The 23,215-nt window shown below is 66.3% G+C and carries 19 protein-coding genes and 1 riboswitch; of the genes, 11 read left to right on the forward strand and 8 right to left on the reverse strand.

From position 1 onward, the window contains the following. Positions 1-145 precede the first annotated feature (145 nt). A complete protein-coding gene (locus BJ960_RS00895) occupies positions 146-826 on the forward strand; it encodes a TetR/AcrR family transcriptional regulator (protein ID WP_185985873.1) in 681 nt (226 codons plus the stop codon). On the opposite strand, the gene BJ960_RS00900 is transcribed toward BJ960_RS00895, so the two are convergent. Beyond that, the gene (locus tag BJ960_RS00900) at positions 823-1,611 is read right to left on the reverse strand and encodes a hypothetical protein (protein WP_185985874.1); all 789 of its coding nucleotides are present in this window, start codon (positions 1,609-1,611) and stop codon (positions 823-825) included. The two genes, BJ960_RS00895 and BJ960_RS00900, sit on opposite strands and share 4 nt — an antisense overlap. A 164-nt stretch (positions 1,612-1,775) precedes the next feature. Next, positions 1,776-2,660: a formyltetrahydrofolate deformylase gene (purU, locus tag BJ960_RS00905; protein WP_185985875.1), complete on the reverse strand. Its 885-nt coding sequence runs from the start codon at positions 2,658-2,660 to the stop codon at positions 1,776-1,778. Positions 2,661-2,744: 84 nt separating this feature from the next. Then, positions 2,745-2,824: riboswitch (ZMP/ZTP riboswitch) on the forward strand. A gap of 30 nt (positions 2,825-2,854) precedes the next feature. On the opposite strand from purU, the gene glyA reads away from it, so the two are divergent. Together glyA and BJ960_RS00915 are read left to right on the forward strand one after the other, a co-directional pair. Continuing rightward, a complete protein-coding gene (gene glyA / locus BJ960_RS00910) occupies positions 2,855-4,138 on the forward strand; it encodes a serine hydroxymethyltransferase (protein WP_121074168.1) in 1,284 nt (427 codons plus the stop codon). Between the two features lie 104 nt (positions 4,139-4,242). Then, positions 4,243-5,124, forward strand: a complete 882-nt coding sequence (locus BJ960_RS00915; RefSeq protein ID WP_185985876.1) for a bifunctional methylenetetrahydrofolate dehydrogenase/methenyltetrahydrofolate cyclohydrolase — start codon at positions 4,243-4,245, stop codon at positions 5,122-5,124. Between the two features lie 27 nt (positions 5,125-5,151). On the opposite strand, the gene BJ960_RS00920 is transcribed toward BJ960_RS00915, so the two are convergent. After that, on the reverse strand, positions 5,152-7,926 hold the full coding sequence (locus BJ960_RS00920; RefSeq protein WP_185985877.1) for a helix-turn-helix transcriptional regulator: 2,775 nt from the start codon (positions 7,924-7,926) through the stop codon (positions 5,152-5,154). Between the two features lie 307 nt (positions 7,927-8,233). Here BJ960_RS00920 and BJ960_RS00925 point away from each other — a divergent pair, with 307 nt between their 5' ends. From BJ960_RS00925 to BJ960_RS00945, 5 genes are all read left to right on the forward strand, one after another. Continuing rightward, positions 8,234-12,118, forward strand: coding sequence for a DUF7927 domain-containing protein (locus BJ960_RS00925; RefSeq protein ID WP_185985878.1), 3,885 nt, complete (start codon positions 8,234-8,236; stop codon positions 12,116-12,118). Positions 12,119-12,204: 86 nt separating this feature from the next. Further along, complete coding sequence (locus tag BJ960_RS00930; RefSeq protein ID WP_185985879.1) at positions 12,205-13,728, forward strand: SpaH/EbpB family LPXTG-anchored major pilin; 1,524 nt, start codon at positions 12,205-12,207, stop codon at positions 13,726-13,728. A 50-nt stretch (positions 13,729-13,778) separates the two neighbouring features. After that, on the forward strand, positions 13,779-14,726 hold the full coding sequence (locus BJ960_RS00935) for a class C sortase (RefSeq protein ID WP_237463724.1): 948 nt from the start codon (positions 13,779-13,781) through the stop codon (positions 14,724-14,726). Beyond that, the gene (locus BJ960_RS00940; RefSeq protein WP_185985880.1) at positions 14,723-16,192 is read left to right on the forward strand and encodes a SpaH/EbpB family LPXTG-anchored major pilin; all 1,470 of its coding nucleotides are present in this window, start codon (positions 14,723-14,725) and stop codon (positions 16,190-16,192) included. The genes BJ960_RS00935 and BJ960_RS00940 overlap by 4 nt, the downstream gene beginning before the upstream one ends. After that, complete coding sequence (locus tag BJ960_RS00945) at positions 16,189-17,154, forward strand: class C sortase (protein WP_307814695.1); 966 nt, start codon at positions 16,189-16,191, stop codon at positions 17,152-17,154. The genes BJ960_RS00940 and BJ960_RS00945 overlap by 4 nt, the downstream gene beginning before the upstream one ends. A 59-nt stretch (positions 17,155-17,213) precedes the next feature. Here the strand turns inward: BJ960_RS00945 and BJ960_RS00950 are convergent, their stop codons facing one another. Beyond that, positions 17,214-17,534 (reverse strand): hypothetical protein, encoded by a 321-nt coding sequence (locus tag BJ960_RS00950; protein ID WP_185985881.1) that lies wholly within the window; start codon positions 17,532-17,534, stop codon positions 17,214-17,216. A gap of 12 nt (positions 17,535-17,546) precedes the next feature. Then, on the reverse strand, positions 17,547-18,743 hold the full coding sequence (nagA, locus tag BJ960_RS00955) for an N-acetylglucosamine-6-phosphate deacetylase (RefSeq protein WP_185985882.1): 1,197 nt from the start codon (positions 18,741-18,743) through the stop codon (positions 17,547-17,549). A 115-nt stretch (positions 18,744-18,858) separates the two neighbouring features. Between nagA and BJ960_RS00960 the strand changes: the two genes are divergently transcribed. From BJ960_RS00960 to BJ960_RS00970, 3 genes are all read left to right on the forward strand, one after another. Continuing rightward, positions 18,859-19,578 (forward strand): VTT domain-containing protein, encoded by a 720-nt coding sequence (locus tag BJ960_RS00960; protein ID WP_259125363.1) that lies wholly within the window; start codon positions 18,859-18,861, stop codon positions 19,576-19,578. Positions 19,579-19,655: 77 nt separating this feature from the next. Then, complete coding sequence (locus BJ960_RS00965; protein WP_185985883.1) at positions 19,656-20,018, forward strand: ArsR/SmtB family transcription factor; 363 nt, start codon at positions 19,656-19,658, stop codon at positions 20,016-20,018. Positions 20,019-20,031: 13 nt separating this feature from the next. Then, the gene (locus BJ960_RS00970; protein WP_185985884.1) at positions 20,032-21,021 is read left to right on the forward strand and encodes an SRPBCC family protein; all 990 of its coding nucleotides are present in this window, start codon (positions 20,032-20,034) and stop codon (positions 21,019-21,021) included. On the opposite strand, the gene BJ960_RS00975 is transcribed toward BJ960_RS00970, so the two are convergent. The 3 genes from BJ960_RS00975 to BJ960_RS00985 are packed head-to-tail and all read right to left on the reverse strand — an operon-like array spanning position 21,018 to position 23,076. Continuing rightward, positions 21,018-21,890, reverse strand: a complete 873-nt coding sequence (locus BJ960_RS00975; RefSeq protein WP_185985885.1) for a class II fructose-bisphosphate aldolase — start codon at positions 21,888-21,890, stop codon at positions 21,018-21,020. The two genes, BJ960_RS00970 and BJ960_RS00975, sit on opposite strands and share 4 nt — an antisense overlap. Then, entirely contained in the window at positions 21,887-22,837 is a 951-nt protein-coding gene (locus BJ960_RS00980) for a 1-phosphofructokinase family hexose kinase (RefSeq protein ID WP_237463725.1), read from the reverse strand. The genes BJ960_RS00975 and BJ960_RS00980 overlap by 4 nt, the downstream gene beginning before the upstream one ends. Then, positions 22,816-23,076, reverse strand: a complete 261-nt coding sequence (locus BJ960_RS00985; RefSeq protein ID WP_185985886.1) for a hypothetical protein — start codon at positions 23,074-23,076, stop codon at positions 22,816-22,818. Before BJ960_RS00985 ends, BJ960_RS00980 begins: the two co-directional genes overlap by 22 nt. Positions 23,077-23,215 lie beyond the last annotated feature (139 nt).

The raw sequence follows: 23,215 nt of genomic DNA on the forward strand, positions 1-23,215 counted from the left end.
GTCTCATCCGCCCGTTTAATGAACAGTGTTCGTTATTGTACGCACACGACGGCCTCGAGCGCGAGCCAGAAATGCGACGCGGCTCCGATACCCTCGGATGAGAGACATGCTCGGCCGCTGCGGTGCCGGGAGAAAGCGGTGCACCATGGCGGTGAGCGAACAGCCCCAGGCAAGACGGTCTGGCAGGCCGACAACCCCGGTGCTCACGCGCGGCCTCATTCTCGAGACGGCGCTCAGGCTGCTCGACGAGCGCGGCGAGTCGGGGGCAAGCCTCCGGCTCATCGCGCGTGAACTCGGCGTCCGGCCGTCCGCGCTCTACAACCACATCTCAGGCCAGGACGACCTCATTTCAGGGATCCGCGAGCTCGTGAGCGACAGGATCGACGTTTCCGGCTTCGGGCGGCTGCCGTGGGACGAGGCGATGGATCGCTGGGCACGTTCGTACCGCAACGCGTTCGCAGATCATCCACCGACAATCGCGCTGCTTGGCGTGCTGCCAATCGCGACGGGGACGCGCACGAGCGACATGTACGAGGCGGTGTTCGCGGGTCTCATTGAGGCTGGGTGGCCCGAATCTGAGGTGCTGAGCACCGTGGTCGCCGTCGAGTGCCTCATCCTGGGCGCGGCCCTCGATCACAGCGCACCCGACAATATGCTCGACCCGGGCGACGACCCGAACTCGCCGACCTTCCAGGCCGTGTACGACGCCGGGCACGCAGCGGCCGCGTCCACGGCGAGGCGACTGACTGACGTGGCCTTCGAAACGGGGCTCTCGGCGATCCTCGCCGGGCTGCGCGCCAGACACGCAGCGCTCGCAGCCGACTAGGCTGCCGACTCGCCGTTCGAGTGCCGCGCAGACTCATCGAGTAGTGGCTTCAAACCGGTCGCGAGGGCAAACATGTGTCCGTTGACGCTGTCGATGCGGTCGCTGAGTCGGACATCGAGGCTCGCGATGCGGTCGCTGAGCCGACTATCGAGGCTGTCGATCCGCTCGCTGAGCCGGACATCGACGTGTTGAATTGCGGCAGTGAGTTCGGTGCGTGTGGCATCAAGCTGCTGGGTGAGTTGCGTGAACTGGGCCTCGATTCGTTCGAACTGCCCGGAGGCGAATGTGGCAGCGCTTGCGAACCTTCCGTCCACGCTGCCCTCAACCGCGGCAAAACGGGCGTCCAGTTTGGTGTCGGCTTCGGCAAAACGGGCGTCCAGTTTGGCGTCGGCCTCGGTGAAACGGGCGTCCAGTTGGGCGTCGGCCTCGGTAAAGCGAGCCTCCAGTTTGACGTCGGCCTCGGTGAAACGAGCGTCCATCCTCGTCTCCAACTGGGTCAACCAGGAGTTCGTAGCGGAGTCGGAGGCGTCGAGTCGCGCATCATTTGCGTCAAAACGGGCGTCCATGCGGTCCAGCCGCGCATCAATTCCGTCAAGTCGGGCGTCAACGCTGTCGATCCGTGCGTCGATGCCGTCCAGCCTCGTTTCGATCCGGTCCAGTCGTATGTCGACTTGCGCAAACCTGGCGCGGAACTTCTGGTCGAGGCTTCGGCGGCTGAGTAGGAGCATGGTGCCGATAGTGATGAACCCGGCGACCGTCGAGATGAGGTTGATGATCGGGTCCATGGCACCTCCTGCGCTAATCGACGTTCGAATGATGTATGGCAACCATACGTCGACTAGTGCTCGAAGGGTATGGTTTCGGCCGGACCCGTGGATAACTTACGAAAACGGGCTGCTGCGATCTCCTGTGGAGAACGCAGCAGCCCGCAGGTAGGCGGAGGGGCCGCCTACCGGAACACGATGGTGCGGTCGCCATCCTGCAGCACCCGGTTCTCGGCGAACCAGCCAACCGCATGGCGCAGCACTCGAGACTCGATGTCCTGCCCGAGCTGCATGAGCTCGCGCGGCGAGTAGGAGTGGTCTACCCGTGTCGTATCCTGCTCGATGATCGGGCCCTCGTCGAGGTCCGTCGTGACGAAGTGCGCGGTTGCGCCAATGAGCTTCACACCGCGCTGATGGGCCTGCTTGTAGGGGTTGGCCCCCTTGAACCCGGGCAAGAACGAGTGGTGGATGTTGATCGCACGGCCGGCGAGGGCCTCGCAGAGCTCGGGGGAGAGGATCTGCATGTAACGGGCGAGAACGACGAGCTCGATGTCGTGCTGTTCGACGGCTTCGAGTACGCGGGCCTCGAACGCAGCCTTCTCGTCAGGTCCGGTGACCGGGCGGTACTCGAAATCGACGCCATAGAACTCGGCGATGTCGCGCATGGTTTCGTGGTTCGAAAGGACGAGCGGCACCTCGATCGGAAGCTGGCCGGCGCGCTTGCGGTAGAGCAGGTCGTTGACGCAATGCGTGGCCGTGGACCCAAGCAGCAGGGTGCGAACGGGGCGACCCACCTGGTCGAGCCGCCAGAGCATGTTGTAGCGCTCGGTGACGGGTGCGAGGGAGCTGCGGAAGCGGTCGCCGAACGTCTCGGGCTGGGCGACGGCCTCCACCTGCAGTCGCATAAAGAATCGTCCCGTGTCAGCCGAGGCGAACTGCTGGCTCTCAGCGATGTTGCCGCCTGCGGCGACGATCGCGCCGCTGATAGCGTGCACGATACCCGGACCGTCAATGCATGAAAGTGTCAGTACCCACTGTTGGCTCTGCGCATCGGCGACGATTGTGTTCATCCGGCCAATTCTAGTCCGCTTTGTATAACGTCCTCAGCTGGGCGGTGAAACCTATCGTCATAGGCAAGCGGGCCGCTGATAGGATTGCTGCGTCGTGACTGGCGTACAGATGGAAACCATCGGGGAGCGACACCTTTGAACGGCCGCTCGCCTGGGCCACACATCCTGGAAACATCACACAAGGGAGACTCATCGTGTCTAACCAGTCAGCTTTCTTTAACGAGCCGCTTGAAGTCGTCGATCCTGAGATCGCCGAGGTGCTGAAGAACGAACTCGGCCGTCAGCGCTCGACCCTCGAGATGATCGCGAGTGAGAACTTCGTTCCCCGCGCCGTACTCGAGTCGCAGGGCTCGGTGCTCACCAATAAGTACGCCGAGGGCTACCCCGGCCGCCGCTACTACGGTGGCTGCGAGTTCGTCGACGTCGCTGAGAACCTTGCACGCGATCGCGCGAAGAGCCTGTTCGGCGCCGCGTACGCAAACGTGCAGCCCCACTCGGGTGCGCAGGCGAATGCCGCTGTGCTCTCCGCAATCGCGGAGCCGGGCGACACCATCCTGGGCCTGGAGCTCGCGCACGGCGGCCACCTCACGCACGGCATGAAGCTGAACTTCTCGGGCAAGCTCTACAACGTCGTCTCCTACGGCGTGAACCCTGAGACGTTCCTCGTCGACATGGACGTTGTCCGCGAGAAGGCGCTCGAGCACAAGCCGAAGGTCATCATCGCCGGCTGGTCGGCGTACCCGCGCACGCTCGATTTCGCGGCGTTCCGCGCCATCGCTGACGAAGTCGGGGCGACGCTGTGGGTCGACATGGCGCACTTCGCCGGGCTCGTCGCTGCCGGCCTCTACCCGAACCCGGTGCCGCACGCGCACGTCGTCTCCTCGACGGTGCACAAGACCATCGGCGGCCCGCGCTCAGGCTTCATCCTCACGAACGACCTCGAGCTCTACAAGAAGCTGAACTCGAACGTGTTCCCCGGCCAGCAGGGCGGCCCGCTCATGCACGTGATCGCGGCGAAGGCGACGGCGTTCAAGCTCGCAGCGACCGACGAGTTCAAGGATCGCCAGGTGCGCACCCTCTCCGGCGCGAAGCTGCTCGCAGAGGCGCTCACGAGCGACGCCGCGAAGGCTGCCGGCGTTGACGTGCTCACGGGCGGCACCGACGTGCACCTCGTGCTCGCCGACCTGCGCAACTCGAAGCTTGATGGCCAGCAGGCTGAGGACGCGCTTCACGAGGTCGGCATCACCGTGAACCGTAACTCGGTACCGTTCGACCCGCGCCCACCGATGGTCACCAGCGGCCTCCGCATCGGCACCCCCGCGCTTGCGACCCGCGGTTTCGGCGACACCGAGTTCGCCGAGGTCTCCGACATTATCGCGGCGACCCTGACGCAGTCGGCTGATATCGAGGAGCTCCGGGCGCGCGTGACGAAGCTTGCTGACGCCTTCCCGCTCTACCCGGGCCTCGAGAACTGGTAAGCCACCAACACTGATGCCGACCGGGGCGCGTGAGGGGTGCCCTCCGCGCCCCGGCGGCGTTCGGCACCTCATCGCGCAGGTCCCATAGATTTCAAGGAGAACACATGTCTGCTCAGAAGCTTGACGGCACCGCTGCGGCCGCCGCCATCAAACAGGAACTCACCGAGCGGGTCGCGGCGCTCGCCGCACGCGGCATCGTGCCGGGACTCGCGACCGTGCTCGTGGGTGAGGATCCCGGTTCGCAGTGGTACGTCGCTGGCAAGCACCGCGACTGCGCCGAGGTCGGGATCGCGTCGATCAAACGCGAGCTCCCCGACACCGTCACGCAGGAGGAGCTCGAGGCCGTGCTCGACGAGCTGAACGCCGACGACACCTGCACCGGATACATCGTGCAGCTTCCGCTGCCGAAGCACATCGACACTGACCGAATCCTCGAGCGCATCGATCCGAGCAAGGACGCAGACGGCCTGCACCCGACGAACCTCGGCAAGCTCGTGCTCAACGCGAACACTGAGATCACTTCACCGCTGCCCTGCACGCCGCGCGGGGTCATCGAACTCGTCGAACGCAACGGATTGTCCTGGTCAGGCAAGCGCGTCGTTGTCGTGGGCCGTGGCGTGACCGTCGGTCGCCCGATCGGGCCGCTGCTCACGCGCCGCGAGTACAACGCGACCGTGGTGCTGACGCACACCGGCACCGTGGACCTCGCCGCCGAACTGCGCCAGGCCGACGTCATCGTCGCTGCAGCTGGCGTCGAGGGGATCGTCGGCGCCGAGGACGTCAAGCCGGGCGCGATCGTGCTCGACGTCGGGGTGTCGCGCAAGGTCGACCCCGAGACCGGTAAGAGCCGCGTGGTCGGCGACGTCGACCCCGCCGTCGCTGAGGTCGCGGGCTGGGTCTCGCCGAACCCGGGCGGCGTCGGGCCGATGACGCGCGCGCTGCTGCTGAAGAACGTCGTCGAGATGGCCGAGCGGCAGGCTGCCTAGCAGCGACAGTCAGCGGGGCGGCCGGCGTCAGGCCGTCTGTTCGGGCAGCCCGTCGAGGATGCCCATGCGGCCCGCGCGGAGAATTGCGGCGTCGCGATCGCGCACGCCGAGCTTCTTGTAGACCGCGGCAAGGTGCTTCTTCACGGTGCCCGCAGTGATGAAGAGACTCGCGGCGGCCTGGTTGGCGTTTCGGTGCTCGCTGATTGCCGCGAGCGTTCGCAGTTCCATCTCGGTGAGGTGCTCATAGCGGTACGCACGTGACTTCTCCGGTATCGCGTCGAGCGCGTCGACGATGTCGCAAGCACCAGCGTCCCGCGCGGCGACCGCGACTTCCCGGAGCTGCTCGAACGGTACGCTGACAAGCATCGCGGGGAGGAAATACTTGTCGATGAGCGCGACGGCCAGTGCGAGTGAGTTGATTGCCTCAGTCGGGCGATCGCACCCCCACGAAGCGACGGCGGTGATCATTCGGCGGTCGACCCGCTGACGCTTCGTCGCCCCCGGATCCCCGACCGACTGCGCGATGAGTAGCGCCTCAACATCGTTACCGGAGAACAGCGCGAGGCGTGCCCGCTCGAGCCTGAAGATGGCCTCGTCAGCGGGGACCTCGGAGAGGAGCTCCTCCGACCGTGCGAGATTTCCGATCGAACTGTTGAGCACCGCCTCGAAATTGACGACGTACTTGAACCAGGCCTTCGGGATCGGCGCGCGCCCCTCAGTGTCCTCGAGGCCAGACGCGAGGTGGGCGAGCGCGAACTCTGTGCCACGGGTGTCCCGGATCGACGCCGCCTCGGCGATCAGCAGGAGCGGCCATGGCTCGAGCCTGTCAGCGATAGGGGCGAGCCGATCGACGGCGAGCGCAAGGCTCGCAGAGTCTCTGCTCTCTTGGGCAAGATGGGCCCGGGCGATTTCGATCCCGACCCAGGAGATCCCGGGGGCCTTCGCGGACGTCGATGCGACGATCTCGTCATACTCGTGCACGAGCTCGCCGGCACGGCGAATGTGGCCGTCGATGGTGTCGGTGAATGCAAGTTCCGATAAGGCTGCCAAGAGCCAGTTCCCACCCGATTCGGCGTCGGTCACCGTGCGCGTCGATGCGTGGGGGAAGCCATGCCACGGCGTCGACATCTTGCGTTCCGACCGGCGACGCAGCCGTTTCAGGTTGCGGCGGGCCCGCCCGAAGTCGCCGACCGACAGTGCGGTCGCAGCAACCTCGCGGTAGAACACCGAGAGCGAGCCGTTGCCCGTCAACACCGCGGGAGCTTCGGCATCGGAGCCGCCCGGAATTGGGAGCGCGGGAACGTGATCGGGCGAGAGCCTTCCCTCAATGTGCTGCATGTAGGCCTCGGCGTCCTCGAGATTCCCGAGCACGCGATTGAGTACCATCGCCTCGCAGAGCAGCTGGAGATGGATGGACCCGGGCGGTGTCGCCGCGCCCGCGGGCAGCCGGCGCTGCAGTCCAAGCTGCCAGACGCGGAGCAGAAAGTTGAGGCGGGACGGGGCGACGCCCACACGCGGGGTCTCGAGAAACAGCAGCGCCGCGGTCAGCGTCGGGTGCTCGAGCAGCACCTCTTCCGAGAGCGACCGGAGGGCGCGCATGGCCCCGTCGACCTCGTCGGTGATCGTCGTGAAGTTCTGGGCGAGCGTGATCTCCGCTGCCTCAAACTCGTCGGCGGCGCAGAACAGCCTGAACGCGGTGAACGGAGCGGTTGCGGCGATCTCGTGTGCGCGGTTGCTGTAGAGGCGCTTGCGCTCGGTGGCGTCGATTGCCCCGACGGCGTAGTCCGCGAACGGGGCCCGAACCGACCGGTGGCAGCGATACTCGGCAAGGCCGGTGCTGGTCACCTCCATCAGAAAGCCGTGCTCCGTCAGGTAGTTGAGTGTCTCCTCGACGGCGGTGTCGTCCCCGCCGACAATGGAGCGGATCTGCGTGACGCTGAGGAAGTCGATCTGCGCGGCAGCGAGGACAACTTGCTTGGCTGCCGCTGTCATGATTTCGAGTGATGCCATGGCGAACGCGTTGAGGTTCGCGAGCGGGTCGAAGCCGTGCGCCGCGGGGCCGTCCGCCCACACGCGTCCCTCTGCGGTATCGGTGTAGAGGCCATCGGCGCCGAGGTTGAGCGCGGCGCGGATCGCGAGCGGCCAGCCTTCCGTCCGGTCGAGCGCGGTCTCGAGGTTCGGGCTTTCCGGGACGCCAAGGGAGCGGGTGAGCTCGAGCGCTTCCTCCGGGGTGAGGCTGAGGTCGTCGACACCGATCAGCCGAACGCGCGTCGTCGCGCTCACCAGCGGGCCGTCGAGGAGCGTCACGCCGCGCCCGATAATCACAAGTGTGAGCAGTGACGACTCGGCCGATAGCTCGGCGAGGGCCATGTCGGTTTCTGCTGAGGTCGCGTGCTGAAAGTCGTCGATGACGAGCGTGACAGCGGTGTGGAGCCCGCGAGCCAGGCGCATCACCGTCGACACGGGGTCGGCTCCCTCGCGCGAAACGTAGTCCGATCGCGATGCAAGTGCGTCGATGAGTTCGTCCCAGAGGGTGTGCGGCTCGCGCCTCGAGCAGTGCACCCAGTGCACCGGAAGTGGCCCCTCGCTGTCCTCGCCGAGCCAGTCGGCTATCGTCGCGGTCTTGCCGTACCCCGTTGGCGCGTTTACGAGCGTCAGCCGCTGCTTGCCCGCTGACCCCGCGGTCTCTTCCACCATGCGCTCGAGCAAGCGGCACCGGCTCGGAAGCGCAACCCGACCGCCCTCGACGACCGGGCGGGGCAGATGAGGAGCCGGTCCCGAGGCTTCATGTGTGCGCAGCATAGAGCCTTTCTCAGTTGGCTACCGAACGGGGGTAGTGACGGGGGCAGGTGTCTCGGTGAGAGGTGAAGATCAGGGGGAAGGTGGCATCAATGCTAGTGCGCACAGTCCTAGACCACCATATGCTGAACCTCGGCGCCACGGAACTGTTTTTTTGTACCAAATTTGTTCTGGGTTTGAGCGCCGCTATCGAGTTGCCGCTGAGGAATGATCCTCGCGGTGACTATCTCTCACCAACGCTGGTCTTGGGGAAGACCAACGCGGGTGGCGTCGCACACACGTGCGCGCAGAGTAATTGGGGGAAACAAGGTTGGGGAAGCCTCGCAATCGGGGGATTGCGACGAGCGCGCTCGTACTGAGCGCGCTCGTCGGAATCATCATGCCGCTCGCAGACACAGGGATCGTTTCGGCCCAGGCCGTCGAGCGGTCTCTGGCGACGCCGGAAACAGACGCTGCGCAACAGCCAGACGACGCTCAGGAGACGGCGCCCGCCGCTCCGGACGAGACGACCGAGCAGACGGAGGGCGGGGCAACGACGCCCGCGCCCGACGAAGACACGAACGCTGCTGAGCCCGAGGCGGCTCAGCCCGCTCAGCCGCGCGCGCAGGCCGCGCCGCTCGCCGCGCCGACGGGCCCTGCCTTGACCTGGACGGTGGCAGACGAGAATGGAGCATTGGTTTCAGGCGCAACCGTGAAGCTTGCTGGCCCTGAGGTCCGCACATGGGCTGGTCGATATGAGTGGCGCGACTCTTTCACCGTGACGGACTGTACGTCCGCGCCGTGCGCGCCGACCTCGATGGACCAGGATCCTCGGCCCGGTGTGTTCTTGGTTGACCGAACAGTCACGGGCAACAGCGTGCAGATCTTCACCGCTGACGCAAAATATCAGCGCTTCCAGATCACCCCCATGGGTGCGCCTTCGCTGTACACGTGGGTCTCCCAGGGCGCAATCGCGATTCCCGGTTCTGCGGGCAAGCCGTCACAGAGCCCTTGGAAGACCAATCAATGGGACTTTGGCCGCCTCCTGCTCAACTCTGCCGACATCACCTGTACTCCCGGCGACGTGTACTCAGTGAGCTCTGCCGGACAACTCCAGCACCTCCAGGTCAAGGACAAAAACGCCACACTGCGAAACGTTGGCACGTCTGCCCGTGTCTCGGGTTTCAACGGATTGGGCATCGGGCCCGGAGATAACTCTGTTTACGCCTACAGTCGGTCTTCGAATGGCAAAACGGGGAATGTGTACCAATACGATGCCGAGACAGGGGAGTGGAGTGCGCTGAGGGGTGGATCATTTAACGCATCGGGTCCTAACGCTGCTCAGAGTCTGGTTGGCGGCGCTGTTGACCCCGACGGCGTGTATTGGGCCGGCGGGTTCAGCAGCTACTCGCGGTATTTCCAACTATGGAAGTTGGACAACGGCAAGATGGCGATGTGGGGGCACGTTGACCTTTCCGCGTTCAGCACTTCCGACTCAGGTGGGGCAAATGGTGACATCGCCTTCGACTCTGAGGGAAATCTCTATATCGTCCGTGGAGCTGGGACTGATCTCACGGTCTTTCGTGTGGACGCAAGCAGGCTCGATCAGACCGGAACTATCGGCGGCGCGGCCGTTGTGACTCGCGCCACTTCCGGCTTCACAGACATCAACGGAATAGCGTACGGCGCGGACGGCAAGCTCTACGTCGGAAGCAAGAACCAGCTCGCATTCCGGGCTGCCGACGCGGGAGTAGGAAGTAACTCATTCCAATCGATCGCGCTGCCGGACAATAAGCTTGACACTACTGACCTGGCGTCATGCGGGTACCCTCCGACCCTGCGCGTAGTGAAGGATCTTCCTGACGGCCGCGCGAATGCGTCCGACCAGTTCTTGATTGGCGCGAAGGTCGGGCAGACAGTCATCACACCGGTAGCCACGTCTGGGCAGGCCAGCGGCGAGCAAGCTCCAAGCCTTGGGCCGATTCCCATTGGCACAGGCGTCAAAGTCTCTATCTCTGAGGCTCCTGCGAATCGAACGACGAACTTGGCGAACTATGCCGCAAGTTGGGCGTGCAGCGTTGATGGCGTGCCTCTGAGCTCAGGAACGGGAACGGTGAGCAGCGAGTTCACGATCCCTGATGATGCGCACGGCAAGAAAGTTCTGTGCGTCATCAAGAACTCACTCATGCAAGTTTCGAAGACCGCAAGCGTCGCCTCGGGCACTGCTGTCGACGCGGGGCAGCGAATCGACTACACGCTGACGTTTGATAACAGCGGTGGAGCGAGCGCGGCCTTGGTGAACTACCGTGACTACCTCGCGGATGTGCTTGACGACGCGACCTTTGTGAAGGCAGACGGATCAGTCTCAGCTACGCCTGTGATCACAAGCACGGTCGGCTTGACCACGGACTGGAGCGCTGACAAGCACTGGCTCACCATCGGCGGCACAGTGAAAGCAAACAGCGTCGGGACGATCAAGTACTCCGTCAAAGTGAAGAGCAACTCTGATGAAGCCCAGAAGCGTGCTGATGGCATGACGACCGAGGGATTTATCGTCCGAAACATGCTTGCCCGAGGTACATCGGAGACGCCTCCATCTGAGTGCCAGCCTGGCATGTGTACCGAGCACCCGATCAACTCGTGGACCGTCGACAAGGATTCGCTCCCCGCCGACACTGCGCGCCTGCACAAGGGCGGCAACGTCCACTACAAGGTGACCGCGACGAAGACGAATGCAGACACGACGCTCAGGGGCCTGGTGCTACAGGATGACCTCACGCACGTCTTCAAGACCGCTGGTTGGGCACCCGAGGCTGCCGTGCCGGGAGGCGCTCAGAAAATGGGCGTGTACCTCTTCAACAGCGACGGCCGGACGATTAACCTCGACGGCCAGCCGAACACTGACAGCATGGACACGCTCCGCTCTGTTCGCGACGTGGCCGCGCCGACGCAGGTAAATGTTGCCCCGAACGGTGCACCCGCAGACCTGCGGTGGATCGTGACCTCGGGGGCGCCGCTCGACCTGCCTAAGGAAGCCGAGCGCGCCGAGATGTGGTTCGCGGTGCAGGCCGCGGAATCCCCGGTCGGCATTCCCGCTGCAAGCACCTGGGAGGGCCAGGGGAACACTCCGACCACCGGTTGGAAGTTCGTGAACTACGCCACCGGCATGGCGAAGTCGGGCTCTGGCGCGACGACGAAGGACTTCGCGCCGAATGCCTGCGTGACCGGGAAGAACGTGCCGAACACGGCGCTCGCGCCGAATAGTGCGCAGCCGGTCGACGTGAACTTCCCTGAGCAGTGCCGCGTGCAGCACGAGCTCAGCCAGAACTACTTCACGATCCGTAAGGATGCGGGCGGGGCCGGCGTCCAGGCACTCGCCGACGATAAGGCGTGGGATCCGGATCCGACGGGCCTCTGGAACATGATCGGCCACGAGTTCGAGGTGCGTGACAACGACAAGGCGACCGGCAAGGCGACGTCGTACCCGTCGGTGCAGCTCTGCCGCACGGACTACGACCCCGAGAAGGGGTGGCGGGGCGAGTGGATCTCGCCGGCAATCGCTGGCGACAAGAGCCGCTGGGACTTCAGCACCGAGAACTCCGCAACCGCGAAGAAGATTCTCGACTGGAACAACGCGCACCCCGACGAAGCCGATCAGCTGCCGGTGTGCGGCACGCTCTACGAGATCTCCGACGGCGGGCAGAAGGGCCGGTGGCGTTCTGAGAACCTGAACGCCGGCGACTACTGGCTCGTCGAGACGAAGGCGCCGAACGCGCAGACCGACGCGAACGCAGAGAAGACGCGTCCCGTGCCCGGCGTGCAGAAGCTTGCGCAGCCGGTGCCGTTCAAGATCTGGCCTGAGGAAGACGGAACTTCGCTCGGCGGGCCGGCGATGCAGGGCCGCGGGCAGCTCGATGTTGGAAATGGCAGCGGGAAGTACCTTGACCGGTGCAACCCGGGCCAGCAGAAGCCGGGCGGTGAGTTTGAGCCGGGCGGCACGATTGCCGAGCGGCCCACCGCCTGCGTGAACCCGACCGGCTACCTCTTGCTCGTGAAGGACCCGGCCCCGGTTCCGCTCCCACTGACTGGCGGGCAGTGGCTGCCGATGGTACTGGGCGGCGGGGCCGCGGTGCTCTTCGTCGCACTCGCCGGAGCGCTCTGGTGGCGCCGCCGCCGCACGAACCCATCGGCTCCCGTCGGGCGGCACGGAGCCTAACCGCTCCCACACAGACACTCCGAACTCGGGGGCGGAGTAATCACCCCCAGCACTATCAACACCATCGTTTTCAAGAAGGGGAAACCATGTTGAACATCAAGAAGCGAGGCCTCCTCGCGAGCGCCGGTGCGCTCGTGACCGCTGTTGCGCTCGCATTCGGCGGTGCGGCAGCCGCGCAGGCTGCACCTGTCGACACGATGCCCGAGACCTCCGGGCTCGTCATCACCAAGCTCGAGCAGCCGGCTGAGAACGGTGCCGCGGCGACCGGCCTCGAGCAGACCGGCCTGACCGCGAAGGCAATCGAGGGCGTCACGTTCGAGGCCTACAAGGTCCCGCTGACGAAGAACCCGATGTCGAACGAGGGCCAGCAGGAGATCGCTGGCACGACCCTCGCCGCTGCGAAGGCTGCAGTGGCGTCGAAGTCGGCAGACCGTACCGGCATCACGGACGCCGCAGGCGTCGTCCGCTGGGAGGGCGCGCAGGCGCTCGACGCTGGTCTCTGGCTCGTCCGCGAGACGAACACCCCCGCAGGTGTCGTCGCGGCCGGTGACTTCCTCGTCGCCGCACCGCTCACCCACCCGACGAACCTCAACACGTGGCTCGACACCATCTACGTCTACCCGAAGAACCACACGGTGCTCGGCCAGAAGACCGTCGAGAACGCCGCTGACCTCAAGGTCGGCGACACCGTCACCTGGACGATCACGGTGGACAACCCGAGCCCGCGCGATAACGCCACCGGCGCGTACATTGCGACCGACAAGCTCCAGATCGTCGACGTGCTCGACGATGCCTTCCTGAAGACCGCTGCCGACGGCTCGGGCGTGAAGGTGACTGCGCCCGCAGGCCTCGCATTCGGCGACGACTACACGGTGAACGTTGCGGCCGCAGGCGGAAAGAGCACCGTGACCATCGACTTCACCGCCAAGGGCCTCGCAAAGGTCGCGGCCGCTGCGACCGCCGATGTCGTGCTCACGCTCGACACCGTGGTGACCCAGCCGGGCGAGATCAAGAACGTCGCGCACTTCTACTCCTCGAAGTCGCAGACCGAGCCGAAGGAAATCCCCGGCACCGAGGTCAAGTACGGCAACTACGCGCTCATCAAGAAGAGCGAAGGCGCCCCCGAGGGCAAGACCGCGAACCTCGCAGGCGCTGAGTTCATGGTGTTTGCGTCCGCTGCGGATGCGCGCGCTGCCGTGAACGGCGACGTGGACGCGCTTGCCAAGGCGCTCAAGCCCGCAGCCGGGTCGCACACGGACGGCGTGTGGACGACGAACGCTGATGGTCGCGTCGATATCACCGGCGTCCGCTACAGCAACTTCGCAGACGGCAAGGAAATCGCCAAGGGCCAGCCCGGCTACCAGTCGTACTGGCTCGTCGAGACCAAGGCGCTGCAGGATCACCAGCTGCTCGCAGAGCCCGTCGAGTTCGTCGTCACCAAGGAGTCTGCGACGCAGACGACGCAGACGATCGTGAACCAGTACGACCGCGGCGGCTTCGTGCTGCCCCTCACCGGTGGCACCGGCACGATCATGCTCACCGTTGCCGGCATCGCACTCCTGGCCGTCGTGCTCATCGTCGCACGCCGCCGTCAGAACGCTGCGGAGTAGCCCCTTCCCCTCGCAGGAAGACGATAGGTAGATGGGAAAGGAGGTGTCCGATGGCTCACGCACTCGCGCTTGATACGACGGGCACCTCCCGACCCGTTAAGCGGCGGAAGCTGGGTATGCCGCTCGTGCTCCAGGTCGTCGCGATGATCGGGATCGGCGCGCTGGTGTACCCGGCCGCAGCCGACTGGTTCGCGACGCTCGCTCACAACGCCGAGCGTTCCGGCTACGTCCGCACCGTCGACGAGCTGAGCGAGGAGCAGCGCGCTGACGGCCTCGCCGCCGCGCGCGACTACAACGCGAACCTGCCCGCAGGTTCGCTCATCGATCCGTATTCTGCTGCGGGGGATCCCGTGGCTGCCGCGGCGGACGCCGCCTCGTACCGCGCGTACGAGGAGGTACTCCAGGGGAGCGGTGACGGCGTGATGGGCGAGGTCGTCTACCCTCGCCTCGGCATCGGTCTGCCGCTCTACCACGGCACGGGAGACGCTGCGATCTCACGCGGCGTCGGGCACCTCTACGGTTCCTCGCTCCCGGTTGGTGGCGAGTCGACGCATTCAGTGCTCACGTCTCATTCGGGTCTCGTGCACGCCTCTTTGTTCACGAAGCTCCCGCAAGCGAAGGTCGGCGACGTCTTCGAGGTCCGGGTGCTCGGCGAGACGCGGTATTACGAGGTTGACGGGCTGGAAACCGTCGAGCCGTTTGTCACCGATTCCCTCGACGTCGTCGACGGCGAGGATCGGGTCACACTCTTTACCTGCACCCCCATCGGGGTCAACAGCCATCGCTTTCTCGTCCACGGGGTCAGGGTTCCGGCGCCTCCGGGGGCCGGCGACGTGGCGCTTGCAGGCGACGGGCTGACCGCGGGGTTCCCCTGGTGGGCGCTCGCATTCGTTGGCGGGACCGGCGCCGTCGCCGCCATTCTGTTTGCGCCCCGCCGAACCAAAAACAGCGCGGCCACCACGATCAACATCGACACTGACGAGAAGAGGAAGTCATGACGGAAGCGCGCACGAACGGCGCAGTTCGCGGAACACGAGGCGGCGCTGTGGCCGCCCTGCTCGCGGCGCTCGCTCTCGTCGTGGGGTTCGCCTCACCTGCCCACGGCGCCGACCTGGTGCTGCCCGACGGGCCGAAGACGCTCGTCATCCACCCCGGTGTCGAACCGGAGCCGACCGACAAGCCGGGCTCCGGCCTGCCGCCCGGCGCGGGCGCGCCGACCGGCGTCGCCGGTCACACGTTTGAGATCAAGCGCATTCCGGGTCTCAAGCTTGAGAAGACTGTCGACTGGAACCGTGCGGTCGACATGAAGCCCGCCGCCGCCGCGCGTCTCGTCGCTGGCGAGCCAGTGGCGGGCACCGGGGTCACGGCGGCCGACAACAGCGTCGTATTCAGCGACCTGCAAACCGGGCTCTACCTCGTCACCGAGACCGCCGCGCCAGCGGGTGCGATCCGCTCGGTCCCGTTCCTGGTGATGCTCCCACTCCCGAACCCCACGAGCGCGGGCGAGTGGCTCACGACGGTGCACGTGTATCCGAAGACCGCCTCGGTCGACACCACGCTGGGCGTGCGCGACGCAGACGCGGTGACCTGTGGCGACCCCGTTGTCTGGTCCGCGCTGAATGTCATTCCAGCGGTGAGCGAGCTCTCGAGCTACCGCGTGCAGCACGTGCTTGCGCGGGGCGTTGAGCTCCGCGGAACTGCGGCCGATACGACCGTCGAGATCACCGGCCAGCCGGCGCTCACCGCGGGCGCCGACTACTCGGTCACCCAGACCGAGGTCGACGGCAGAGTCGCACTCGAGACCGTCTTCACCGAGGCCGGTATCGCCAAGCTGCTCGTCGATACGTCCGCCGAGGTTCGTATCTCGTTCACGAGCGCGGTCAATGCGCCAGGCGAATACACGAACGAGGTGCGATTGTTTGCCGGCGACGCGGGCGTCGTCACGGACACCGCGACGACAAAGTTCGGCCCCCTCCGTATTCTCGTGCACGAGAAGGGCCACCCACAGAACCTCATTCAGGGTGCCGACTTCCGGCTGTACACGAGCGAGGCGGACGCGCGGGCCTCGAAGCGGCCCGTCAAGTTTGCTGACGGGTCAGACCTGCGCACCTCCGCCGACGGCCTCATCACGGTGCCGTGCCTGCGCTACTCGAACTTCGCTGACGGACTCGACCGCGAGCCGGGCAGCAAGCTGTACCGCGACTACTTCGCAAAGCCCGTTTCGTACCCCGCCGGGTGGACCGGCGAGGACGTGATCCTGCGGGGCAGCGTCCAGTCGGCCACCGACCCGGAGACCCTCCGCGCCGTCGTCTGGAAGGCAACACCCGTGATTCCGCCCGTCCCGGGGCTCTCGGAGACCGGCGGGAAGATCGCAGCGGCCGCGTTGCTCGGCGGCGTCCTTGTCGTGGTCGGCGGGGTGGTTATCGCCAGGCGCCGGCGTGAATCGCGAGCGGGCGAGCAGTGACCGGAGGGAACCCGGCCGGGGCGACGTCGGACGTCGCCGTGTCGCCGGCCGATACCGCGCCCTCCGCGGAGGGCGGCGGGCAGCGACCGAAGCGCCGCACCAGGGGGCAGCTAGCGCTGAACGTTGTGCTGCAGGTTGTCGCGATGGTCGCTATCGGCATGCTTGTCTACCCTGACGCGGCCTCGTGGGTCGCTCGGATCGGACACAACGCCGAGATCTCGGGCTACGTTCAGCAGGTCAAGGGCACTGATCCCGCCGAGCGCCAGCGCATTCTCGATGCGGCATACGCCTACAACGACGAGCTTGAGCCCGGTCCACTGACCGACCCGTACATCTCGGTGAACGAGGACGAGGCGAAGCGCAGCAACCTCTACCTCGCCTACGAGGAAATGCTTCGGGTGAGCGGCACCGACGCGATCGGTACTATCAACTACCCGCGCCTCGACATCTCGCTCCCCGCGTACCACGGGACCTCCGACCAGGTGATCTCGAAGGGCGCTGGGCACATGTACGGTACGTCGCTGCCGATCGGCGGCCCGTCGACGCGCTCGGTGCTCACGGCGCATTCGGGGCTGCCGCACTCGAAGCTGTTCACGCAGCTACCCAAGGCGAAGGTGGGCGACACGTTCTGGATCAGCGTGCTCGGCGAGGATCACCACTATCGGGTGGAGCAGGTCGAGACGGTGCTGCCGAACGAGACCGAGTCGCTTGAGATTCGCGAGGGCGAGGACTGGGTGACGCTGTTCACGTGCACGCCGATCGGTGTGAACAGCCACCGCTTCATGGTGCACGCGGTGCGGCTGCCGGATTCCGAGGCGCCGCAGAACGAGACGCTCAGTGGCGACGGCGTGAGTCTCGGATTCCCGTGGTGGGCCGTGTGGTTCGTCGGTGGGTCGGGCGCGGTCGCCTGGGTGCTGTTCGCGCCCCCACGCAAGCGGGCCAAGAAGTCAGACGCCCGGTAGCTGGTTGCCGTCGCCGCCGCGCGGCGGTGGCACGGTGCGGCCGCGTCACACGCTGGCGGCTAGGCGTCGCTCGCCGCGATGGCAGCGATGAGCTCCGCAGTGAACCTCGAGATGGCCGCGACGTCGTCGGCGCCGTGCGTCAAGGTGAGATAGGTGTTCGCCTCCCAGCTGGCAACCTCCACGTACTCGGGCACCTCGAGCTGGGCGAGCAGCTCGGCGGGGTCCGTGGTCGAGGCATAGCTCAGATTGATCGCAGCGTAGGTGACCTGAATCCACCCGTCTGGTTGGAACGTGCCCTCCGCGAAGTAGTCCCGGTCTCCGTTGTCGATGGCGTGGTGCAGCCCCTCGGTCAGCAGGGCATGAATCTCGGTGGCGTTCATGCCGCGAGGCTATCAGCCCGTCTGGTGGGCCGGGGAAGCGGGGCCGTGAGGCTCGGCGCTGGCGCCCTCGAGCCACACCCGTTTCACGTGCAACGTGTCGTCGAGCAGCACGGCGTCGGCGCGGTAGCCGGGCCGTAGCGAGCCGAGGTCGTGTGCGCGGCCGACCGCGGCGGCCGGCGTCGCGGTGAGCGCGAGGATCGCCGCCGCGAGCGGGACGCCGCACTCGGTGACGGTGTGGCGGAGGGCGACGTCGAGGGTGAGCGTCGAGCCGGCGATCGCCCCATCGGGGACGAGGCGCGCGACGCCCGCCTCGACCCGCACGGGAAGGGACCCGAGCATGTAATCGCCGTCGTGCGCGCACGCAGCGACCATTGCGTCGGTAATGAGGGCGACCCTGCCGGGCGCCTCCGTGAACACGAGCCGGGCGAGCGCGGGGTGCACGTGCACCCCGTCGTTGATGACCTCGAGCGTGACGTGCTCAGCCTCGAACGCGGCCGCGATCGGCCCGGGAGCGCGGTGGTGGAGGCCGGGCATCGCGTTGAACGTGTGCGTGAGGATGCTCGCGCCCGCATCGAACGCCGCGCGCGCCTCCTCGTAGGTGGCGCTCGTGTGCCCGACGGCGACCGCGACGCCAGCGGCAACGAAGTCCGCGATCGCGGCCGAGGCGCCGGGTAGCTCGGGCGCGAGGGTGATCTGACGGAGCGTGCCGCGCGCGGCTGCGAGCATCGCCGCCGTCTCCTCGGGCAGCGGCGACCGGAGCATCTCAGGATCATGCGCACCGCGGAACGCGTCGGCGAGGAAGGGCCCTTCGAGGTGGCTGCCGAGCACGCCGGGCGTGGTTTCTGTGAGATCAGCGATCGTGGCGAGGTGCGTCAGCAGGTCCGCGGGCCGCCCGGTCACAAGCGAAAGCACGGCGCGCGTCGTGCCGTGCTCGCGGTGGGTGGCGAGCACGGTCCGGATCGCGTCGGCACCCCCCTCGTTCGCCGCGCCGCCGCCGCCGTGCACGTGGATGTCAATGAACCCGGGGGAGAGGATCGCGCCAGCTCCATCGACGACCTCGCAGCCGGGGCCGGCCGCCTCCGCCGCGTCCCGCCACGTGCCGCCTGAGCCGATCTCCCGAACGACACCGTCGTCGAACCTCACCCAACTGTCGGCGGTGGCCTCGCCATCGCTGACGAGCGTGACGCTGTGAATGACGGTGGCGGGCATCTGGCCTCACTTCGAACGAAGGGCCCCGGTCGCGAGGGCGGCGCGCAGCGGGCGGCGTGCCCACAATCCATGTGATTCCGAGTTTACGGCAGGCTGTGGCTGGTAGTTTAAAGGCGTGAATTCGCTCCTCGCTCTGGCCGATCCGCTCGCGCTCACTTCGACCCCGGCGCTGCTCGGCATCGACTGGCTCGACCCCGAAACGCTGTTGTCTGCGGGCGGCTGGATTGCGCTGGTGCTCGCCTGCGCGTTCGTCTTCCTGGAGACGGGCGTGCTCGTGCTCGCGTTCCTGCCCGGCGACTCGCTGCTCTTCACCGTTGGGCTGTTCAGCGCGACAGGCATTATCGACGTGCCGATCTGGATCACCTGCGTCCTGCTTTTCATCTTCGCGTTCGCCGGCGACCAGCTCGGGTTCACGCTCGGGCGCAAGCTCGGCCCCGCGATCTTCAACCGGCCGAAGAGCCGGTTCTTCAACCCGGAAAACGTCGAGCGCACGCACGCGTTCTTCGAGAAGCACGGTCCGAAGGCGATCATCATCGCGCGCTTCCTCCCGATTATTCGCGGCTTCGTCCCGGCGGCAGCAGGCGTGGGAAACATGACCCGCAAGCACTTCATGGTGTACAACGCGATCGGTGCGCTCCTCTGGGCCGTTGGCGTCACGCTGCTTGGCTACTTCCTGGGCCAGATTCCGTTCGTTCGTGAGTACAGTGAAGTCTTCATCATCGTGCTCGTGTTGATCCCCGGTATCCCGATCCTCATCGAACTCTGGCGCGTCTTCGCGAGCTGGCGGCGCAAGCGCCGCGGCACCGTCGCGGACGACGCGACCGACGCGGCCTAGCTCGTTCCCCCGGAGTTCTCGGGAAATTCTTTCAGCGCCCCTTGCGCTCGCTGAGAATCGGCGTAACATACAACCAAATGGTTGCAGTAGCGGAGTATTCAGACGAAGCGGTGGATCGGCTCTTCCGGGCACTCGCCGACGCGACGCGGCGCGATATCGTGCGCAGAACGCTGGCGAGCGAACTCTCGGTGTCGGACCTCGCCGGTGACTACGAGATGTCATTCGCGGCGGTGCAAAAGCACGTTGCGGTGCTCGAAGCCGCCGATCTGGTCGCGAAGATTCCGCGCGGGAGGGAGCGCATCGTGAGAGCGAAACCCGAGACCATTCGCCGAGCCCAGGAGCTGCTCGGGCACTTCGAACAGCTCTGGCGCGGCCGCATCGACAGACTCGATACGCTGCTCGCCGAAGACGACGAACAGTCACCTTCCGACCCCTCCTGAGAGGAACACCGCAATGCCTATCACCGCCGTCACACAAGACACCGACGCGCTCACCCTCACCGTCGTCGCCGACTTCGCCGTCCCGGTCCGCCGGCTCTGGGACGCCTACCTCGACCCGCGTCAGATCGAGCGATTCTGGGGACCGCCGACATACCCGGCAACCTTCACCCGCCACGACGGCTACCCCGGCGGGGTGAGCAACTACCGCATGACCGGCCCCGAGGGAGAGATTAGCGCGGGCTACTGGACGTGGGTCGCCGTCGACGAGGGCCACTCGTTTGAGGTGCGCGACGGCTTCGCAAGCGAGGACGGCACACCCAACGCCGAGATGCCGGACATGCGGATGGTGTTCGAATTCGTCGAGACCGCGCTCGGTTCCCGGCTCACCACCACCACATTCTTCAACACCCTCGACGAGCTTGAGCAGCTCCGCGCGATGGGCATGGAAGAAGGCATGCGCGAGGCGATGGGGCAGATTGACGCGGTCGTCGAAGACCTCACCGCGTTCGCCGCGGGAGCGGGGACAGAACTGCAGCTCATCGGGGACACCCAGGCGCGCACGAGCCGCATCGTCCGCGGTACCGTCGACCAGGTGTGGAAGGCCCACCACGACGCCGACCTGCTGCGCCGGTGGCAGCTCGGGCCCGACGGCTGGACCATGCCGGTCTGCGAGGTCGCCACAGCGGTCGGTGAGCGCCACCGCACCGAGTGGGCGTCTGACGATGGCGAGCAGCGCTTCGGGTTTACCGGGACCGTGCTCGAGATCGAGCCGCCGCGCCGATCAGTGACGACAGAGAAGATGTGGACACCGGAAGACCCCGAGGCGGCGCAGAGTCCCGAAACGATCAACGAACTCACGCTGATCCCTGTGGAGGGCGGGACCCTGGTCTCCCTGCTCATCACCTACCCGGACACCGCGACCCGCGAGATGATCCTCTCGACGGGCATGGTCGACGGCATGGAGACCAGCTACGCGCGGCTCGAGGACGAGGTGCTCGCCTAGGAGCCGCCCGGGTGCGGGGGCGGCATTGCGGACCCGGGGCCGTGAACGAGTGACAGTAGTTCGGCAGCGGAGTTGGTCACCGCATCGCGCCCGGGGCCGAGATACTTGCGTGAGTCTACGAGCCGCGGATTCCCGGCGAGGGCCGCGCGAACGGCGCCGGTGAAGAAACCGTTCAGGTACGTCGACACATTGATCTTCGTCAGGCCAGCTTGAATGCCGGCAGCGATCTCAGCGTTAGGCACGCCTGAGGAACCGTGGAGCACGAGCGGCACCCCAACGAGGCGGCGAATCTCGCTAATGCGCGGCAGGTCGAGTGAGGATGTGCGCTCGGTCATGGCGTGAGACGAGCCGACGGCGACTGCGAGCGCGTCGACGCCCGTTTCCAGGGCGAAGCTCTGGGCCTCGATCGGATCAGTGCGAACGCCGGGGGCATGGGCACCATCTTTGCCACCTATCTCGCCGAGCTCGGCCTCAACCGCGACCCCAGCGCTGTGCGCAGACTCTACGATGCGCCGCGTTGCCGCGACGTTCTCGGCGTACTCGAGGCGGGCGCCGTCGAACATTACGGAGCCAAAGCCCAGGTCGATTGCCTCGCGGGCGAGCGTCTCGCTTTCGGCGTGGTCGAGATGCACCGCAAGCTCAACCGTACTGTCTTCTGCCAGCGCCATGGTGGCGGCGGCGATGGGACGCAGACTGCCGTGGAAGCTCACGCAGTTCTCGGAGATCTGCAGAATGAGCGGGATGCCGGTGCGCTCGGCCGCGGCGACGAGCGCCTCGGCGGTCTCGAGATGCAACACGTTGAATGCACACACACCGCGGCGTTCGCCGACTGCGGCGTCGAGAAGGGCTTGAGTAGGAACAAGGGTCATTGCATTGGCTCCGTTGTCAGGATCACGTCGTGAATGAGGTGGGTGTGGGCCGGGTCGATCTCACCGGCGACCGGCGCGAGCACTGCAGCGGCAGACCAGGCAACCGCGCGTCGCAAGGCATCGCTCGGATCGGATTCGGTCAGTAGCTCGCCGCGGTGAATGGCAGACGCGAACGCCGCTACGGCGGCGTCTCCCGCTCCCGTCGGATTGCCGACGAGCGGTTCGGGGAGCCGCGCCCTTCGAACGACGGGGTCCCCCTGGAGTGCGAGCATCATGCCCTCCTCGCCGAGTGACACCACCACGGCGCGGGCACCGAGTTCGGTGAGGTGTCGGGCGCCCGCGAGCGGGTCAGTCAGGCCTGTTGCCTGAACGAGTTCTTCGGCGTTGGGCTTGAGGAGATGCGCCCCGGCCCGTGCGGCATCGAGGAGAAGGGAGCCCGATGTGTCGACGATGACCGGAAGCTGGGCGCAAGCCCCGATGAGCTCGCCGAGAAACTCCGAGGAGGTGCCGGGTGGCAGGCTTCCGCTCACGACTACGACGCTCGCCTGTGCGGATCCGTCGCGAAGCGCGGCGACGAACACGGCCTCCTCCTCTGCTGCGAGCCCGGTCCCGCGTTCGTTGAACAGCGTGGCGTCGCCGTTGTCGGTGACGAACGCGATGCTCCGTCGAGTCTCGGAAGCGACCCGCACCAGCTCGTGAGGCACACCGCTTCCTGCGAGGTCGGCTGCGAACTGCTTGCCAGTTAGACCGCCAACGGTCGAGAGCGCGAGCGTAGAAAACCCCTGCGAGTCGAGCACACGCGCGACGTTCACGCCCTTCCCGCCCGCGCGGGCGATGGGGGCGTCGACCCGGTGGCTCTCGCCCGGGGAGAGAGCGGGGAGATGGTATGTGACATCGAGCGCGGGATTAACAGTGACGGTAACGATCATGCTGGCCTGCCCTCCCATGGCCGAACGCTACCGAGCACGCTCAGAGGTTCGCCGCGTGCGACTCGCAGTGCGGCCGCCGACACCTCAGCCGGGGTGTGCCAGCGGCTCGTGCCGTGCGGGAGCTCCACCCAACCGAGAATGAGCTCGTCGTCGTTGTGGTCACGCGTGTTCTCCGGCGCCGCTGCCTTGCTCGTGCGAAGCACGACCACGGTACCGTCGACGTGGTCGCGGATGAGCGCCAGCGTGTCGGCAGACACAGCCGGCACGTACACGATCGCATGAGCCCATCGAGTATCGGATGCGGCGGCGGAGAAAGCCGTCAAGGAATGACCGTCGCAACGCAGCCAGCTTGCCCCGGCTGGCGCCTGCCGGGAGCGACTCATGGCGGTCACACGG

Source organism: Leucobacter aridicollis (genome assembly GCF_013409595.1).
GTDB lineage: Bacteria > Actinomycetota > Actinomycetes > Actinomycetales > Microbacteriaceae > Leucobacter > Leucobacter aridicollis.